This window comes from Thioalkalivibrio sp. AKL17 (genome assembly GCF_000377885.1).
Lineage (GTDB): Bacteria > Pseudomonadota > Gammaproteobacteria > Ectothiorhodospirales > Ectothiorhodospiraceae > Thioalkalivibrio > Thioalkalivibrio halophilus.
In genome coordinates this window covers 373156-389798 of the sequence record NZ_KB898766.1, presented here as the reverse complement: position 1 = coordinate 389798, position 16643 = coordinate 373156, and the positions used below count along the sequence as shown (strand labels likewise).

Annotated in this window: 18 protein-coding genes, 2 tRNA genes and 1 riboswitch; of the genes, 5 read left to right on the top strand and 15 right to left on the bottom strand. The window is 70.8% G+C overall.

Annotated features, from left to right (window positions below):
• Positions 1-225: 225 nt before the first annotated feature.
• Positions 226-675 (top strand): bacteriohemerythrin, encoded by a 450-nt coding sequence (locus D577_RS0107975; RefSeq protein WP_018946982.1) that lies wholly within the window; start codon positions 226-228, stop codon positions 673-675.
• 66 nt (positions 676-741) lie between these two features.
• Here the strand turns inward: D577_RS0107975 and D577_RS0107970 are convergent.
• The 4 genes from D577_RS0107970 to gltX all read right to left on the bottom strand — a co-directional run bounded on the left by D577_RS0107970 (position 742) and on the right by gltX (position 2619).
• Positions 742-817: transfer RNA gene (locus D577_RS0107970), tRNA-Glu, on the bottom strand.
• Positions 818-841: 24 nt separating this feature from the next.
• Positions 842-1069 (bottom strand): hypothetical protein, encoded by a 228-nt coding sequence (locus tag D577_RS0107965; RefSeq protein ID WP_024329038.1) that lies wholly within the window; start codon positions 1067-1069, stop codon positions 842-844.
• Between the two features lie 24 nt (positions 1070-1093).
• Positions 1094-1169 (bottom strand) — tRNA-Ala (locus D577_RS0107960).
• A 43-nt stretch (positions 1170-1212) separates the two neighbouring features.
• On the bottom strand, positions 1213-2619 hold the full coding sequence (gene gltX, locus D577_RS0107955; RefSeq protein WP_018946981.1) for a glutamate--tRNA ligase: 1407 nt from the start codon (positions 2617-2619) through the stop codon (positions 1213-1215).
• A 131-nt stretch (positions 2620-2750) separates the two neighbouring features.
• On the opposite strand from gltX, the gene D577_RS0107950 reads away from it, so the two are divergent.
• On the top strand, positions 2751-3200 hold the full coding sequence (locus D577_RS0107950; RefSeq protein ID WP_018946980.1) for a DUF4399 domain-containing protein: 450 nt from the start codon (positions 2751-2753) through the stop codon (positions 3198-3200).
• 113 nt (positions 3201-3313) lie between these two features.
• Here D577_RS0107950 and D577_RS0107945 read toward each other — a convergent pair whose 3' ends face one another.
• Positions 3314-4315 (bottom strand): cytochrome-c peroxidase, encoded by a 1002-nt coding sequence (locus tag D577_RS0107945; protein ID WP_018946979.1) that lies wholly within the window; start codon positions 4313-4315, stop codon positions 3314-3316.
• A gap of 173 nt (positions 4316-4488) precedes the next feature.
• Positions 4489-4721, top strand: a riboswitch (cobalamin riboswitch).
• Between the two features lie 395 nt (positions 4722-5116).
• Between D577_RS0107945 and D577_RS0107940 the strand changes: the two genes are divergently transcribed.
• Positions 5117-6232, top strand: a complete 1116-nt coding sequence (locus D577_RS0107940) for a porin (protein ID WP_026288976.1) — start codon at positions 5117-5119, stop codon at positions 6230-6232.
• A gap of 19 nt (positions 6233-6251) precedes the next feature.
• Positions 6252-6818: a cytochrome c gene (locus D577_RS0107935; protein ID WP_018946977.1), complete on the top strand. Its 567-nt coding sequence runs from the start codon at positions 6252-6254 to the stop codon at positions 6816-6818.
• 101 nt (positions 6819-6919) lie between these two features.
• Here D577_RS0107935 and cobM read toward each other — a convergent pair whose 3' ends face one another.
• The 3 genes from cobM to D577_RS0107920 are packed head-to-tail and all read right to left on the bottom strand — an operon-like array spanning position 6920 to position 9377.
• The gene (gene cobM, locus D577_RS0107930) at positions 6920-7684 is read right to left on the bottom strand and encodes a precorrin-4 C(11)-methyltransferase (protein WP_018946976.1); all 765 of its coding nucleotides are present in this window, start codon (positions 7682-7684) and stop codon (positions 6920-6922) included.
• On the bottom strand, positions 7684-8112 hold the full coding sequence (locus D577_RS0107925; protein WP_018946975.1) for a cobalamin biosynthesis protein: 429 nt from the start codon (positions 8110-8112) through the stop codon (positions 7684-7686). Before D577_RS0107925 ends, cobM begins: the two co-directional genes overlap by 1 nt.
• Before the next feature lie 29 nt (positions 8113-8141).
• Complete coding sequence (locus D577_RS0107920; protein ID WP_026288975.1) at positions 8142-9377, bottom strand: bifunctional cobalt-precorrin-7 (C(5))-methyltransferase/cobalt-precorrin-6B (C(15))-methyltransferase; 1236 nt, start codon at positions 9375-9377, stop codon at positions 8142-8144.
• Positions 9378-9381: 4 nt separating this feature from the next.
• On the opposite strand from D577_RS0107920, the gene D577_RS0107915 reads away from it, so the two are divergent.
• Positions 9382-10200 carry a cobalt-precorrin-6A reductase gene (locus D577_RS0107915; protein ID WP_018946973.1) on the top strand — a complete coding sequence of 273 codons (819 nt, stop codon included), beginning with the start codon at positions 9382-9384 and terminating at the stop codon, positions 10198-10200.
• On the opposite strand, the gene cobJ is transcribed toward D577_RS0107915, so the two are convergent.
• The 7 genes from cobJ to D577_RS0107880 are packed head-to-tail and all read right to left on the bottom strand — an operon-like array spanning position 10173 to position 16609.
• A complete protein-coding gene (gene cobJ / locus D577_RS0107910; protein WP_018946972.1) occupies positions 10173-10943 on the bottom strand; it encodes a precorrin-3B C(17)-methyltransferase in 771 nt (256 codons plus the stop codon). The two genes, D577_RS0107915 and cobJ, sit on opposite strands and share 28 nt — an antisense overlap.
• Positions 10940-11725 carry a precorrin-2 C(20)-methyltransferase gene (locus D577_RS0107905; RefSeq protein WP_018946971.1) on the bottom strand — a complete coding sequence of 262 codons (786 nt, stop codon included), beginning with the start codon at positions 11723-11725 and terminating at the stop codon, positions 10940-10942. The genes cobJ and D577_RS0107905 overlap by 4 nt, the downstream gene beginning before the upstream one ends.
• Entirely contained in the window at positions 11722-12363 is a 642-nt protein-coding gene (locus tag D577_RS0107900) for a precorrin-8X methylmutase (protein WP_018946970.1), read from the bottom strand. Before D577_RS0107900 ends, D577_RS0107905 begins: the two co-directional genes overlap by 4 nt.
• The gene (gene cobG / locus D577_RS0107895; RefSeq protein WP_018946969.1) at positions 12350-13774 is read right to left on the bottom strand and encodes a precorrin-3B synthase; all 1425 of its coding nucleotides are present in this window, start codon (positions 13772-13774) and stop codon (positions 12350-12352) included. The genes D577_RS0107900 and cobG overlap by 14 nt, the downstream gene beginning before the upstream one ends.
• Positions 13771-14556 carry an ABC transporter permease gene (locus D577_RS0107890; RefSeq protein ID WP_018946968.1) on the bottom strand — a complete coding sequence of 262 codons (786 nt, stop codon included), beginning with the start codon at positions 14554-14556 and terminating at the stop codon, positions 13771-13773. The genes cobG and D577_RS0107890 overlap by 4 nt, the downstream gene beginning before the upstream one ends.
• Entirely contained in the window at positions 14553-15494 is a 942-nt protein-coding gene (locus D577_RS0107885) for an ABC transporter ATP-binding protein (protein ID WP_018946967.1), read from the bottom strand. The genes D577_RS0107890 and D577_RS0107885 overlap by 4 nt, the downstream gene beginning before the upstream one ends.
• Entirely contained in the window at positions 15491-16609 is a 1119-nt protein-coding gene (locus D577_RS0107880; RefSeq protein ID WP_018946966.1) for a cobalt-precorrin-5B (C(1))-methyltransferase, read from the bottom strand. The genes D577_RS0107885 and D577_RS0107880 overlap by 4 nt, the downstream gene beginning before the upstream one ends.
• Positions 16610-16643 lie beyond the last annotated feature (34 nt).

The window sequence follows — 16643 nt, the reverse complement described above, 5'->3', positions numbered from 1 at the left end:
CGACCGGTACACCGAGACAACCGACTCCCTCCGTCACACGGTTGTTTCAGTACTTTGAGCCCGGCTTCCGGCCGGGCTTCTTTTTTTCGCCCTTCCCATCCGCCGCCCCTTCAATTGACACGGATCAACAAAGAAGCGGTCTGGATCCCCTCTGCGATGCGCAACCCGGCTCGTTCTGTTACATGGTAGAGGGTTATATCTCCACTATCGGAAAGGGTGTTCCCCATGACCAGCCTCAACTGGAGCTCCAATCTGGAACTCGGCCTGGATGTGATCGACGAGCAGCACAAGCGGATCTTCGAATACCTGCAGCAGACCGAACATGCGATCGCCACCGAGAACGAACAGGAAGTGCGCGAGGTGGTGGACGGACTGCTCGACTACACCTCGTCCCACCTGGTGTTCGAAGAGGGCCTGATGGAGAAGGCCGGTTACCCGGCCCTGGATGCCCACCGCAAGGTGCACGAGGCCTTTGCCGCACGCATCGAGAAGCTGCGCGGGGAACTGGAGCAGGGGCACGACACGTTCGGCGTGGCACGCAAGATCCGCTCGGATCTGGGCCTGTGGCTGATGAACCACATCAAGCGCGATGACCTCGACTATGTCCCCTATGTCCGACCGATCCTGGAAGGGAGCTGGCTGTCGCGCTGGAAGAAAAAGATCTTCGGCGGCTGATTCCGATTCCGGACCAGAACGAAAAAGGCCCGGATCCAGCGGTACTGGATCCGGGCCTCCGGAATATGGCGTCCCCACGGGGATTCGAACCCCGGTCGCTGCCGTGAAAGGGCAGTGTCCTAGGCCTCTAGACGATGGGGACGCAGAGGCAACGTCATGTTGCAAACTAGTCAGGAGGTCCTTGCGGCCTTTCACTTCCGCGGCTGCCTTTCGGACGATGCAGGATGGTTGTCACCACACCGTTGAAAACCAGCAGGAACCCCAGCGGGACCATTGCGACCAGTGGCTTGGACCATGTCTGCTCACCGGCAAACATCAACCCGAAACCGCCGAACAATCCCACAATCGACAAAACCAGCCCAACGTAGATGGAGATCATTCCAAAACGATGCATCGCTGATCCTGCCATTCGCCGTAATGGTGGAGCCAGGCGGGATCGAACCGCCGACCTCCTGCATGCCATGCAGGCGCTCTCCCAGCTGAGCTATGGCCCCGTAACCGGCGAGGTGCGTAATGTAGCCACACCCCTTTTTTCTGTCAACCCGCTTGCGCGGAAATCTTCGCGATGGCCCGCTCGATCCGTTCCAGCGAGCGCTCGCGCCCGATCAGTACGAGCGTGTCGTCGATCGGAGGCGATACAGTACCGCCCGTCAGCGCCACACGCAATGGCTGAGCAACCTTCCCGAGCTTGAGGTCGAGGCGTTCGGCCGTATGCTGCACCACTTCGTGCAGCGTTTCTTTCTCCCAGGCACCCAGGGCACTGAAGCCGTCGTGCAGGGTTTGCAGCACCTCGCGGGCCTCCGGCGTCAGCTGCTTGCGCTCGGCCTTCGGATCGTATTCGTCGAAGTCGCGATAGAAATACACGCTGTTCTCGGCCATCTCGCGCAGCGTACGCGCCCGTTCCCGCTGCGCCAGCACCACCTGCCGCAGTTCCGGCCCCTCGGCGGGATCCACGCCCAGCTGGCCCAGGTGCCAGCCCAGCTCCAGCGCCACGTGGTCCGGGTCCAGGCTCTTGATGTAGTGCTGGTTCAGCCACAGCAGCTTGTCGGGGTTGATGGCCGAGGCCGACTGATTGACGTCCTCGATATCGAACAGCCGCACCAGCTCGTCCAGCGAAAAGATCTCCTGGTCCCCGTGGGCCCAGCCCAGACGCACCAGATAGTTCAGCAGCGCCTCGGGCAGGTAGCCCTCCTCGCGGAACTGCATCACCGACACCGCCCCGTGGCGCTTGGACAGCTTGGCGCCGTCCGGGCCCATGATCATCGGCAGGTGGCCGTAGCGCGGCGGCTCCACACCCAGGGCCTTGAGGATATTGATCTGGCGCGGGGTGTTGTTGAGATGGTCGTCGCCACGCACCACATGGCTGATGCCCATGTCCATGTCGTCCACCACCACCGTGAGGTTGTAAGTCGGCGAACCATCGGAGCGGGCAATGATCAGGTCATCCAGTTCGCTGTTCTGGAACGCCACCTTGCCGCGCACCATGTCATCAACGACGGTCGCGCCCTCGTCCGGGGTGCGGAAACGGATCACCGGATCCACGCCCTCGCGCGGTTCGGTACGCGCACGGCAGCGGCCATCGTAGCGAGGCTTTTCCTTGCGCGCCTTCTGCTCCTCGCGCATCACGTCCAGCTCTTCCTTCGTGCAATAGCAGCGATAGGCGTGGCCGGAGGCCAGCAGCTGGTCGATCACCTCGCGGTACCGGTCGAAATGCTCGGTCTGGTAGAACGGGCCGTGGTCATAGGTCAGCCCCAGCCAGTTCATGCCCTCGAGGATCGCATTCACCGATTCCGCGCTGCTGCGTTCGAGATCGGTGTCCTCGATGCGCAGCACGAATTCGCCACCGTGGTGACGGGCGTACAGCCAGGAGAACAGCGCGGTGCGGGCACCGCCGATGTGCAGATAACCGGTCGGGCTGGGGGCAAAACGGGTACGAAAGGCCATGCGCGAACACTCGCTTCCGGTAGTCAAAAGGGCCGCCTAGGGTAGCAGAACGACCCGACCCCATACGCCTTTCATGGACTACACTCGAATGGAACCCCCAGCAGACCCGAATGCGGATCCAAGGAACTGCCATGAGAAGCTTCCCGTTTCCCCGAGTATCCAGCCTGGCCCTCCTGGCCGGCGGACTGGCCCTGGCCTCCGGGGCCCTTGCCGACCTCGAACGTATCGCCGCCCCGGAGGATGCCGAGGTCTATTTCATCAGCCCGCAGGACGGTGACACCGTGGAAGGCCCGGTACACGTCCAGATGGGCCTGCGTGGCATGGGCATCGCTCCGGCTGGTGTGGAGGCCGACGACACCGGTCATCATCACCTGCTCGTGAACAAACCACTGGACGAGGTTGATCTCGACGCCTCCCTGCCATTCACCGATCACAAGCACCACTTCGGAGGTGGCCAGACCGAAGGGGAAATCGAACTGGAGCCCGGGACTCACACCCTGCAGCTCCTGTTCATGGACTACCGCCATATCAGCTTCGATCCCCCACTGGTCTCCGAAGAGATCACCATCACCGTCGAATAACCGTTACGGCCACACGGGCTCCATAACGCACAAAAAAGCCCCCTCCACGCATGGAGGGGGCTTCGATGCAGGGATTCGCATCAACGCTCAGGCGCTGCGCGACCCCCCGTGCATCACGGCAGGGCCGGGATGGTGATATCAGGCATCTCGCCGGTCAGGGCGTGCATGAACGCCTCGATGTCTTCCAGCTCGTCTTCCGTGAAGTCGGTGTCCAGCATCTCCTGACCCATGATCTCAATGGCTTCCTTGAGCGTTTCCGTCTCGCCATTGTTCATGTAGGGGTAGGTCAGGGCCACGTTGCGCAACGTCGGGGTCTTGAAGGCGTACTTGTCGCGTTCCTCCCCGGTCACCAGATAGCGCCCCTTGTCCTCGGAGCCGGGCACCTGGATCCGGTGGAAATTCGAGTCGGTCAGCGCCGGGCCGCGATGACAGGCCACGCAGCCGTTGTCCGCGAACAGGGCCATGCCGCGCTTCTGCTGCTCGGTCATCGCATCCTCGTCACCCACCAGCCAGCGGTCCAGATCGGAGTTCGGCGTATTCAGGGTGCGCTGGAACGAAGCCAGGGCCTTGGCCACGTGATCGGTGTTCACGACGTTGTCGCCGTCATAGTCCGGGTACGCCGCGTCGAACATCTCGATGTACTCGGGGAACTCCTCCAGGCGCGCGATCGCCTCTTCCAGCGGCATCGCCATTTCCACGGCGTCCTGGATCGGACCCAGGGCCTGGCCTTCCAGGTCATCTTCGCGGCCGTCCCAGAACTGGGCCTCGAAGAAGCCGGAGTTCAGCACCGTCGGACTGTTGCGCTCGCCGACCTGGCCGTCGTGGCCGACCGCGCGCGGGATGCGGTCGCCCCAGCCCAGCGCCGGGTTGTGGCAGGTGGCGCAGGAGATCACGCCCGAGCTGGAGATCCGCGGCTCGAAGAACAGGAACTTGCCCAGCTCCACTTTCTCGTCGGTCAGGGAATTGTCGGCCGGGATCGGCGGCAGGGCCGGCAGCGGCTCGAACATGTCACGGTATTCGTCGTAGTCACCGGCGAACGCGGGGGCGGACAGCCCCAGGGCCACCGCAGTACAGGCCGACAGCAGCAGGCCACGGAAGATGCGGTTGTTCTGCATGGTGCACTCCTTTTTATTTTGGCGGACACATCCCCTGCCGGGGCGCGGAAGAGAATGCGTGGACTCAGTCTAAAAGAAGTGTTTGCTGTAGAAGGGCCCCTGGCAGCGTAATCCCGCTTAAAGTTGACACGGATCAACCTGTCGGCGATTTGCAGCGACGCCTCCCCCCGGTTAGAGTCCGCTCGCCTTCAGGTGCCCCGGCGTTGTAACGCCGGGGATAATCGGGAAGCCGGTGCGTGAATGAACGTTCGCAATGCCGGCACTGCCCCCGCAACGGTAGGCGGAGACAGGCGGATCCAGTGCCACTGCGGCGCATCCACGGGATGCCCGCGGGAAGGCGATCCGCCCGGGATGCCCTGCACCCCCTTCGCGAGTCCGGAGACCGGCCTGGAGGAAACCCGACGCCGCGGCGGGCGGCCGAGCGGGACGGGGCCGGCGTGTCCGCCCCCTTCCCCCTGCTCCCTTGCCCGACTGCCGGCGTCGTTTCATCCACGGCGTGCGGGGTCGCGCGCCCGGGGAGACACTGATTGCATCGCACGCCCGCGCTCGAGTCGCTTTTGCGTGCGAACAAGGCGCGGTGACCGCCGTGCAGTCATTCTGCACAAGGGAGCCGCAACGCCGTGCGCGCGCAAAAGCGGCCGAGCCCCTTCGGGGTTGGTGCCTCATGTTCCCCGGTCCTGCGTTGCGCCGCTTGCGGGTAGAACCACTACCCGCTGCACGACGCGCCTTGTCTCGGAAAACAGGAGGTACCAACGCGGGCGTGCGATGCAATCAGTGTCTCCCCAAGGGAGCATCACAACAATGAAAGCTATCCATCTCCGACCGGGGCGGCCTGCCGTGCCGGCCCTGGCTACCCTGTGCCTGGTGACGGCCACGGGCATCGCGCCGGCGCAGGCCGGTTTCGAATTCGGCGACGCGGAGGACGACCTGCAGGTCACCCTGGACCCGCTGATCCTGGGCCGCTACAGCTACGAACATGATCCGGACGACTCCAGCAGCGAATTCGATTTCCGGCGCGCCTGGCTGGACACCTCGGGCACCCTGTTTCACCCCGAACTGAGCTTTCGCCTGCAGCCGGATTTCAGCAACGGCGAGGTGTCCATGCGTGACGTCTGGCTGGAATACGGCCCGGGCGAATCGCTGAGCCTGCGGGCGGGCCAGTTCACCGTGCCTTTCGGCCTGGCGCGGGACATCGGCGGTCCCAACCGCCTGTTCACCGAACTGAGCATCGCCGGCAACCAGTTCGAGATCCCGGCCGGACGCGATACCGGGCTCGCCCTGCTGGGTGGCGCGGGCGACGACCGTGCCTGGGCGGTCGGGATATTCGATGGCCGCGGCCGTCTCGATCAGCGCGACGACCGGCCCTCCACCTCCGGACACCTGTTCAGCGCCCGCGGCGCCTGGGCCCCGGTGGGGTCGGTCCCGCGCGACAACACCACGGTGGGCCGGGCCGTGGAGCGAACCGTAGCCCTGGGCGCCGGCCTGCAGGCCGCCAGCCGCAACCACCTGCGTGACTGGAGCCGCGGGCAGGAAGACACGGTCGACCGGCAGCGCGCCGACTGGGTCACCGCCACCGCCGACGCGGTGGTCAAGTTCGGCCATACCTCGCTGTCGCTAGCGGCCTTCCGCCGCGATGTCTCCCCCGACCGCACCGCGAGCTACCACGACCTGGGGGCCGAACTGGAACTGGCGCAGTCGCTGCCGCTGGAGGGCCTCGAGTTCGCCGCCCGCCACGCGGTACTGCGCCACGACGCCGGCGACGATCTGGACGGGGACGAGCGCTGGCAGCGCGAATGGGGCGCCGGCCTCAACTGGTACCACCGGGGGCAGCGGCAGAAGACCCAGCTCATGTGGCTGGACCGCGACACCGACACCTCGAACTGGCAGCTGCACCTGCAGCACCAGTTCCGCTTCTGAACGAACAGGGAGAATCGCCATGAAACGGATGCCATCCACGCGCCGGCCGCTGACGGCCGGCCTGTCGCTGGTCCTGCTGCTCGCAGCGACCGGTACCGCCGGCGCGGAAGACGAGATCAGCGTGCCGATGCCGGGCCCCTGGGGCGAAGACTACGCGGAGACCCTGGACGACCCGGCCGGTGTGGACGCCACCGAGGCCTTCCAGCGCTTCCGTCAGCAGAACATGCAGGGCACCTCGGCCACCTACCGCAGCATCGAGCAGATCCTGCGCTACGACGCACCGTTCGCCGAACGTCTGCCCGAGCTGGCCGACGAACTCGCGCGCGGGGCCGCCGACATCGACACCTGGTTCGCCCGCGAGACACCGGCGCCCGACGGCGAACCCGGGACCCTGCCCGCGGCCTGGGAGGACCCGGAGTTCGCCGACTACAAGGCGGCGTACCGCGAGGCCACCACTGAACTGCAACGCAAGGTCGAGGCGGCCTCCGACCTGGAGGACGAGGGCTTTCAGCTACGCGCCACCGAGGCCCTGAACGGCGTGCGCCACCAGTGCCTCGCCTGCCACGACAACTTCCGCCGCCGCTGAACTACGCGGGAAAACGCGGAAACCGGGGCCGCCGCCCGGCGGTCCCGGTCCTTGCCTGTGACCGGGGCATCCCCGCCTGCTGACGATCCGGGACGCGCCGCTCAGTCCCCGTCCATGCCGCGGTAACGGCGCACATGCGCCGGGTCGTACAGCGCACTGTCGCGGAAATCCCCCGGGTCCAGCGCCGGGCCCACCAGGATCAGCGCCGAGCGCCGTGTGGTCAGGGCCTGCGCCCGTTCCGCGATATTCCCCAGCGAACCGCGCACCACGGTCTCGTCCGGCCAGCTGGCGCGGAAGACGATCGCCACCGGGCAGTCGCAGCCATAGTGCGGCCGCAGGTCCTCGACCACGGTCTCGATATTGTGCAGCGACAGGTGGATCGCCAGGGTCGCCCCGGTGGCGGCAAAGCTCGCCAGCCGTTCGCGCTCCGGCATGGAGGACGCCCGTCCCGGCGTGCGCGTCAGCACCACCGACTGCGCCACCTCCGGAACCGTCAGTTCCCGCCCCAGGGTGGCGGCGGCGGCGGAGAATGCCGGCACGCCGGGCGTGATGCTGTAATCGATCCCGGCCGCCTCCAGCCGGCGGATCTGCTCGCCCAGCGCGCTGTAGACCGAAAGATCGCCGGAGTGCAGGCGCGCCACGTCCTGGCCCGCCGCGTGGGCGCGTTCGATCTCCTCCATGATCGCGTCCAGCGTCAGCGGCGCGGTGTTGACCACGCGCGCCCCCTCCGGGGCATGCTCCAGCACCGCCTCCGGCACCAGCGAACCGGCGTACAGGCATACCGGGCAGGCCGCGATGCGATCGCGCCCGCGCAAGGTCAGCAGATCGGCCGCACCCGGCCCCGCTCCGACAAAATGAACCGTCATCACCCCTCCTCGAAAAGCTCGTCCGTCCCGTTCACCGTGCGCACCGCGACCGCGCAGCTCGCCCGCGCGGAGAGCCGCCGCGGCAGCAGCAGGCGCGCCCCGTCGCCGGCCACCGCCAGGGCCGCCGCCTCCGCCACCGAACCGACCCCGGCGACGGCACGCGAGCGCGAGGAGTCCGTGGACAGGGCAGCGTCGTGCTCGGCCAGCGCGACCGCCGACGCGAACACCGGCTCCAGCTCCAGGTCGCGCGCGGCCGTCCACAGTACCGGGCTGTCGCCCTTGTGCCCCGGGGCCGCCAGCTGCCGGATCTCGATCGCCTCGCCGCCCCCCGCCCGCAACATGGCGTGCGCCTCGGCGAGCACCTCGCGGACCAGCGCCTCCAGCTCGCCGGCCGTGCAGGCCGAGGCGAAGCCGACGCCGGGGATCACCCGGACACGCGCCCCGCTCGGCGTTTCCCTCAGCTCCGGCGCAGCGACCACAGGGTCACCGGCCGCAGCGGCTGCCAGCCGGCCATGCCGCCCAGCGGCTCCGCGCGACTGACGTTGATCCGCGTGAGCTCGCCGCCGTGGCGCTCGTGCGCCGCCGCCAGCACCGCGTCCCCTTCCACGGTCACGCTGCTGGCGACCAGCCGCCCGCCCGGGCCCAGCTGGTCCATGCAGTGCTCCACCAGCCCCGGCGTGGTCAGCCCGCCGCCGATGAAGATCGCGTCGGGTGGCGGCAGGTCTCCCAGTGCCTCCGGCGCCCGCCCATGGATGGGACGCAGCGCCGGCACCCCCAGCGTGCTCGCGTTGCGCGCGATGCGTTCCAGGCGCTCCGCACGCGGCTCGATGGCCACGGCGGTGTTGGCCGGATCCGCCAGCATCCACTCGATGCCGATGGCACCGGAGCCGGCGCCCACGTCCCACAGCCGCTCGCCGCGACCGGGCGCCAGCAGGGCCAGCGCCACCGCCCGCACCTCGCGCTTGGTAATCTGTCCGTCCTGCTCGAACTGCGCCTCCGGCCGGCCGGCACTGGCCGCCAGCACCTGCGCCGCCGGATCGGCCCGGCACTCCAGCGCCACGGTGTTCAGCGCCTCGATCGCGACCTCCGGCCAGGCCCCGGCGCGCGCGCGGACGACCGCCTCGCGGTCCGCGCCCAGCGACTGCAGTACGGTCAGGGTGGAATCGCCGAAGCCGAGCCCGGTCAGCCAGTGCGCCAGTTCCGCCGGGGTATCCCCGTCGCGGCTCAGGACCAGCAGTCGCGCGCCGTCATGCAGCCAGGGCCGCAGCGCCTCCATCGGCCGGCCGTGCACCGACAGGCAGCGGGTCTGCTGCAGCGGCCAGCCCATGCGCGCGGCGGCCAGGCTGAACGCCGAGGGCGCCGGCCAGACGCAGGTCTGCACGACCGGAAAACGCCGCAACAGGGTCGCGCCCACCCCGAACCAGAAGGGGTCGCCACTGGCGAGCACGCACAGCGGCTGCCCGGCGCGCGCCTCGATCCAGTCCAGTGCGGTCTCCAGCGGCGACGGCCACACCAGGCGCTCCTGCCCCGGCCGCTCCGGCAGCATCTCCAGATGCCTGGCGCCGCCGATCACCGTCGCCGCCGTGTCCAGCGCCATGCGGGCATCCGGGGCCAGCCCGGCGAGCCCTTCCGCGCCCACACCGACGATGTTCAGCCATGGCGCTCGCTCCTCGTTCGTGGCTAGACTGGTCATCCTCATGAGCTCCCGTTCATCCACCGATACCGCCCCCCGGGCAGCGCGCCCGCGGCAGATCCTGCTGCTGGGCGGTACCACCGAGGCCGCGGCGCTGGAACCGCTGCTGGACGGCCACCCGCGGCTGCACGCCACCGTGTCGCTGGCCGGACGCACGCGCAAACCGGCGCCCTCGCGACTGCCGCGGCGCACGGGCGGGTTCGGCGGCGCCGAGGGCCTTGCCGCCTGGCTGCGCGACCACGCCATCGACGCCGTGGTCGACGCCACCCACCCGTTCGCGCGGCAGATGTCGGCCAATGCCGTCGCCGCCACGCGCCACGCCGGCGTACCCCTGGCCCGGCTGACCCGGCCGCCGTGGCAGGCCGGCCCCGGGGATCACTGGCTGCGCGTGTCCGACCTGGAGGCCGCCGCCCGCGCGCTCCCCGGCCTCGGCCGGCGCGTGCTCATCACCACCGGGCGCCAGCACCTGGAGGCCTTCGCGGCCGCACCCGAGCTGGACTACGTGATCCGCACCATCGACCCGCCGGAACCGCCGCCGGCGCTGCCCCGGGTCACCTGGCTGCGGGCCCGCGGCCCGTTCAGCCTGGCCGACGAGCACCGGCTGCTGGAGACCCACGCCATCGACGTGCTGGTCACCAAGGACAGCGGCGGCGCGGCCACCGCCCCCAAGCTGCAGGCCGCGCGCGAACGCGGCATCCCGGTGGTGATGGTGGACCGGCCGCCGGACGCCCCCGGGGTACCCCGCTTCCACGCCCCGCAGGCGGCCCTGGAGTGGCTGGAAGGCCTCGCGCGCGTTCACCGCGACTCCGCCGACTCGACATAGCGCGGGGTGTACACATGGCGCCGGCCGGAGGGGCGTTCCAGCACCCGGGTGGAGGCGGCACCGACGATCACCAGCGTGCTCATGTTGGCCGCCGCCGGATCCACCTCGCCGAGGGTGGCGACCCGCAGCTCCTCCCGCTCGCCGCGGCCCACCGCGGTGGCCAGCACCACCAGGGTGTCCGGGCCCTGGACCTCGCGCACGATGTCCAGCGCCGCACCCAGCTGCCACGGTCGCGCGCGCGAGATCGGGTTGTAGAAGGCCATGGCGAAGTCGGCCTCGGCCGCCAGCCGCACCCGGCGCCGGATCAGCGACCACGGCTTGAGATTGTCCGACAGCGAGATCGCGCAGAAATCGTTGCCCAGCGGCGCCCCCAGCCGCGCCGCGGCCGCCTGCATCGCCGACACCCCGGGCAGCACCTCCACCGCCACCGCATCCCAGCGGCCCGGCGGCGCGCCCTCCAGGGCCTCGAACACCGCCGCGGCCATCGCGAACACCCCGGGATCCCCCCCGGAGACCACCGCCACATCGCGCCCCTCGGCGGCCATGTCCAGCGCATGCGCCGCGCGCGCCAGTTCCTCGCGGTTGTCGGAGGCATGCACGCGGTGATGCGCCCCGGCCACGCGCTCCAGGTACGGCCCGTAGCCCACCAGATCGGTGGCATCGGCGAGCAGCGCGGCCACCTCCGGCGTGATCCATTCGGGGCCCGCCGGCCCGACCCCGACCACGGTCAGACGCCCGCTCATCGCCGTACCCCCTCGCCGTGGATCACGATCAGGGAGAAATACGGCGCCTCCCCGGGCGTCTCCTCGAGCGCCTCGGCCAGCGGCCGCACGCGTTCCTCGTCAAAGCTCGCGCGTTCGATGTACCAGGCGCGCGCGGTCAGCCCCAGGCGCTCCAGCACGCGGCGGATCTTCGGCAGCTGCTTGCCGAGCTTCATGATCACCGCAGCCTGCGCGGGCGCGAGCGCCGCCTCCAGTTCCGCCTCCGGCAGCGTCCCCGGCACGACGCTCAGGGTGTCGTCGCGCATCACCAGCGGCGCCGGCAGTTGCGCCGCCGCGGCGATCGGCGAGATCACCCCGGGCACCACCTCGCTGCGAAAGCGCTCGCGCAGGCGCAGGTGCACGTGCATGAACGAACCGTAGAAATACGGATCGCCCTCGTTGAGCACGCAGACCGAACGGCCGGCCTCCAGATGGGCCGCCAGGCGTTCGGCGCACTGGTCGAAGAACGCCTCGATGCGGCTGCGGTAGCTCTCCTCTTCGTGGGCGATCTCGTTGGTCACCGGATACTCCAGCGCCTCCTCGATCTGCCCGGGACCGATGTGCGCATCCGCGATGCGCCGCGCCTGCCCGGTGGTCCCGCGCTTGCAGAAATACGCCACCACCGGCGCCTCGGCGATGCGCCGCGCGGCGCGGAAGGTCATCAGTTCGGGGTCCCCGGGGCCGGTGCCGACCCCGCAGAGCACCCCGGGTTCGATCGTTCCGGGTTCGACCGTTCCGGGCCCGCTCGTGTCCGCCGCACTCATGCCGGCTCCCTCCCCAGGCCGTTGACCGCCCCGGCAGTGATCGCGCTGCCGCCGCGGCGCCCGGCCACGGTCAGGTATTCCAGCCCGAACGGGTTGTCCGCCAGCGCCTGCTTGCTCTCCACCGCGCCGACGAAGCCCACCGGGATGCCGATCACCGCCGCCGGGCGCGGCGCGCCGTCGCGCAGCATCTCCAGCAGGCGGAACAGCGCGGTGGGGGCATTGCCGATGGCCACCACGGCGCCGGCCAGCTCGGGACGCCACAGCTCCATCGCCGCCGCGCTGCGTGTGTGGTCCAGTTCGCGCGCCAGCTCCGGCACGCGCGCATCGCGCAGGGTGCAGCGCACCGGGTTGTCTGCCGGCAGGCGCGCGCGGGTGATGCCGTGGGCCACCATCTCGCTGTCGCACAGCACCGGGGCCCCGGCCTCCAGCGCCTGCCGGATCGCGCTGCCGGCACCCGGCGAGAAGCGGATGTCCTGCGCCAGATCGGGCATGCCGCAGCTGTGGATCATGCGTTCCACCGCCGCCACCAGATCCGCCGGGAAACGCTCCAGGTCCGCCTCGGCGCGGATGATCGCGAACGACTCCGCATAGATCGCCTTCCCGTCGCGCTCGTAGCGCCAGGCCTCAGTCTCCGTCACGTTCGTCCTCCTCGCACAGCGCCGCGTCCACCGCGGCATTCCAGGCCTCGGGCCCGATCCGTTCCAGCATGGTCTGCAACTCCTCTCCAGCATTGCGTTGACGGGCGAACGCCCGCTCCAGCGCCGCGATCCGGACGCGCGCCTGCGCCGGGGCCAGCCCGCTCCATTCAAGGGCCGCACCGGGCCGCGAGCGCAGCACCACGGCATGGCCGTCCGGCCGCGCGATCCACTCGACCACCCCGCCATCCGTCCGCGGCGGCGCCGCGCAGCGCTTGTCGCAGGCGGATACCTGCAGCCGCACCCCGCTCGCGGCCAGGGTCGGCATGCGCTGCACCAGCGCGGCCGCCTCGCTGCGCGCGGCGATGTGCGCCGAGGCGCAGCCCGGCCGCCCGACACAGGCATCCGCCGCCAGGCGCCGGTCCGCCCGCTCGGTCACCGCGCCCAGTTCCCGCAGCAGGCGCTGCAGCTCCGGGGCGGCCTCCGCGGCCACGCCGGTCGCCAGCAGCGCCCGCCACGGCGTCAGGCGCAGGCCGCCGCCGTGCGGCTCCAGCCACGCGGCCAGCCGCTGCAGCCGGTCGGCGTCGATCACGCCGAACGGGAAGACCGCCCCCACCCACGCCCCGCCGGCCGCCGCGCCGAGCCAGCCCCCGACGCGCACCGGCGTGTCGGCGTTGGCGACCGCCCCCGGCGTCTCCCTCTCCGCGCCCGGCAGGCGCAGCGCCTCGCTCCCGGGCATGCCCACCGCGTCACGCAACCGCCCCGGCGGCGGATCCAGCACGGCGCGCTGCTCGAGGAACGCGCACAGGGTGCGCACCACCGCCGCCGGGGCGTGCTGCGCCGACACCTCGCCGAGCGGGGTCGCCGTGGCCGCGGTGCCTCCGGCCGCCAGGCGGAAACGAGGCCCCGCGCCGGCGAGCGGATCCAGACGCAGATCCGCCGGCACCCCGCGCAGCGAGGCACGCCCGCCACCGTCGACCACCACGCCCACCTTGGCCGGCAGGCCCCGCAGCGCGGGCGCGTCGACGATCGCGGCGCTCACCGCGCGCGCCAGCGCCAGCACATCCACCGCCTCCGGGTCGAGGTCCGGCACCGGCGCCGCCAGCACGTTGCGCCGCGCCTCGCGCTCCGCCTGCGCATCCACCAGACCGGTGGGGGCCAGGGCCGCGCGCGCCGCGTCCAGGTCGCCGGCCGCCACGCCGCGCAGCTGCAGGTTGCCGCGCAGGGTCAGTTCCAGTTCGCCGTTGCCCAGCCGCCGCGCGGTGTCCGCCAGCACCCGCGCCGCGGCCGCCCCCAGCCCCCCGATCGGGTGGCGCAGGCGCAGCAGATAGCCGTCCCCGGTGGCCATCGGCGCCGCCACCCCGGGGCAGGCCCCGCGTACCCGCGGCGGCTGCGGCGCCGCCGGACGGTTCATGAGCGCAGCCTCCGGCTGTGGGCCAGCAGATACCAGGCCCCGCCGGCGACCAGTACACAGGCGGCGGCCAGCACCGCGAAGGTCGTGGTCCAGGCGACCGCGCTGACCCCCAGCAGGCCGTGGCGGAAGCCCTCGATCACGTAATAGAGCGGGTTCAGCTGCGCGATCCCCTGCCAGGGAGCGGCCAGGCGCTCCACCGGATAGAACAGCCCGCCGAGATAGATCAGCGGGGTCAGCACGAAGGTGCTGATCACCGAGGTGTGGTCGAAGCTGCGCGCGTACAGGCCGTTGATCAGGCCCGCCAGCGAGAACAGCACCGCGGTCAGCAGCGCGATCCCCAGCACCGCCCCGGCGTGATGCAGCTGCAGATCGCTGAACGGCAGCGCCACCGCCAGCACCAGCGCCCCGGCCAGCAGCCCGCGCAGTACCCCGGCGGTGGCAAACCCGGCCACCACCAGCCACGCCGGCATCGGCGCCACCAGGATCTCCTCGATGTGGCGCTGCAGGCGCGCGCCGAACAGCGCGAGGCTGCTGTTGCCGTAGGCGTTGGTGACCACCGCCAGCATCACCAGGCCCGGCAGGATGAAGTCGGCATAGGGCACGCCGCCCAGGGTGCCGATCTCGCGCCCCACCAGATGCCCCAGCACCGCGAGAAACAGCACCGCGGTCACCAGCGACGGCAGCAGGTTCTGCACCCAGCCGCGCAGGAAGCGACGCACCTGCTTCACCACCAGCCCGCGCCAGGCGTACCAGTACAAGGCGGCGTTGTGCAGCGGGCTCATGCCGCGCCCTCCCCGCCGCGCTCGCGCAGCAGTTCGAGAAAGCGGGTCTCCAGCCGATTGCCCTTCTCGCGCAGCCCGGCGATACGCACCCCGGCGGCGGTCAGTTCCGCGAACACCGGGTTCAGCTCGGTGCCGCGCGGCACGTCCACCTCCAGGGTGTGCGCATCCACCGGGCGCAGGGTGCCGGCGGACAGCGCGAGTTCCCCGGGCCGCGCCAGCGGCTCGGCCAGTTCCACCACCAGGGTCTGGAAGCGCAGCCCGCGCAGCAGCTCGCCGGTGCCGCCGCGGGCGATGATGCGCCCGCCATCGATGATGGCCAGCTCGCGGCACAGGCGCTCGGCCTCCTCCAGGTAATGCGTGGTCAGCAGGATGGTCACGCCATCCGCATTCAGTTCCTGCAGCAGGGTCCAGAGGTCGTGGCGGGCCTCCAGATCGACGCCGGCGGTGGGTTCGTCCAGCACCAGCAGGCGCGGCTGGTGCACCAGCGCGCGCGCCAGCAGCAGGCGCCGCTTGAAGCCCCCGGACAGCCCCCAGGCGGTCTGCCGGCGGCGGTCGGCCAGCCCCAGACGCTCGCACAGTTCGTCGGTTCGACGGCGCGCCCGGCGCGGCGACAGTCCGTAGTAGGCGCCCTGGGTCTCGATGATCTCGCCTACCGGCTCGAAGCTGTTGAAATTGACCTCCTGCGGCACCAGACCGACCAGACGCCGCGCCGCCACCGGCTCGCGCGCGACATCGTGGCCGAAGATCCGCACCGTGCCGCGCTCCAGGCGCAGCAGCGAGGTCAGCAGCCCGATCAGGGTGGTCTTGCCCGCGCCATTGGGCCCCAGCAGGCCAAAGAACGCCCCCGGCTCGACGTGCAGGCTGACCCCGTCCAGGCCGACCCGGCCACCGCGATAGCGCTTGGCGAGGTCGTCGATGGCGATGGCCGGGGCGCTCATCGCGTCACCTCCGTGGCATGGTCGTGGTCGCCGGCCGTCCCCACCACCCGGCCCTGGCGATCCACCGCGACCACCTCCAGCGTGGTGTCGGGCAGCTGATAGCTGCGCGCCTGTTCCAGGGCCAGCGCCGCGATGCGGTCCCCCAGTGCCACGCCGGCCTCCTGACAGGCGGCGAGGGCCTCGATGCTGGTGTTGCAGCCGCGGATCCGCCGCGCCAGTGCGGCATCCGCCCCGGCGGCCGCGGCGGTGGCGGCGATGAAATCCAGGTCGATCGCGCTGCTGCGGCTGTGGGTATCCGGGTGCCCGGCGGCGAACTTGCCCAGCTTGGCGAAGCCCGCCACCAGCGCGACGCGCGGCAGCGGCTGGCGCCGCAGGTACTTGAGCGCCGCGCCGAAGAAATCGCCCATCTCCACCAGCCCCATCTCGTCCAGCCCGTAGCGCTCGCTCGCGGTGCGTTCGCTGGTGCCGCCGGTGCAGCAGGCGACCTGCGGCAGGCCGTTGGCCCGCGCCACATCGATGGCCTGGTGGATGGAGGCGATGTAGGCGGAACAGGAGAAGGGCCGCACGATGCCGGTGGTGCCGAGGATGGAGATGCCGCCAAGGATGCCGAGGCGCGGATTCATGGTGCGCCGGGCGATGCGTTCGCCGCCATCCACGCCGAGCGTGACCCGGAACCCGCCCGCATGGCCCAGCTCGCGGGCCAGGCGTTCGAGGTGGTCGGTGATCATCCGCCGCGGCACCGGGTTGATCGCCGGTTCCCCCGGCGCCAGCACCAGACCGCTGCGGGTCACCGTGCCCACCCCGGGTCCGGCGACGAAGGTCACCCCCGCGTCCGGCCGCGGCTCCACCCGCGCCCGGATCCGGGCGCCGTGGGTGGCATCGGGATCGTCGCCGGCGTCCTTGATGACCGCCGCCTCGGCACCGCCCGGAACCCGCTCCAGCGCCGCCAGCGCCAGGCTGACCACCCGGCCACGCGGCAGCACCACCTCCTCGCTCGTGGTCGCGCCGCCACCCAGCGCCAGCCGCGCCGCCCCCAGGGCCGCCGCGGTCGCGCTGGTGCCGGTGGTCAGGCCGGTGCGCAGCGGTGCGGTGCCGTCACGGCTCTCCGCGCGCATCGCTCCGGGTTGCGCGCCCGGCTCGGGTACGGGT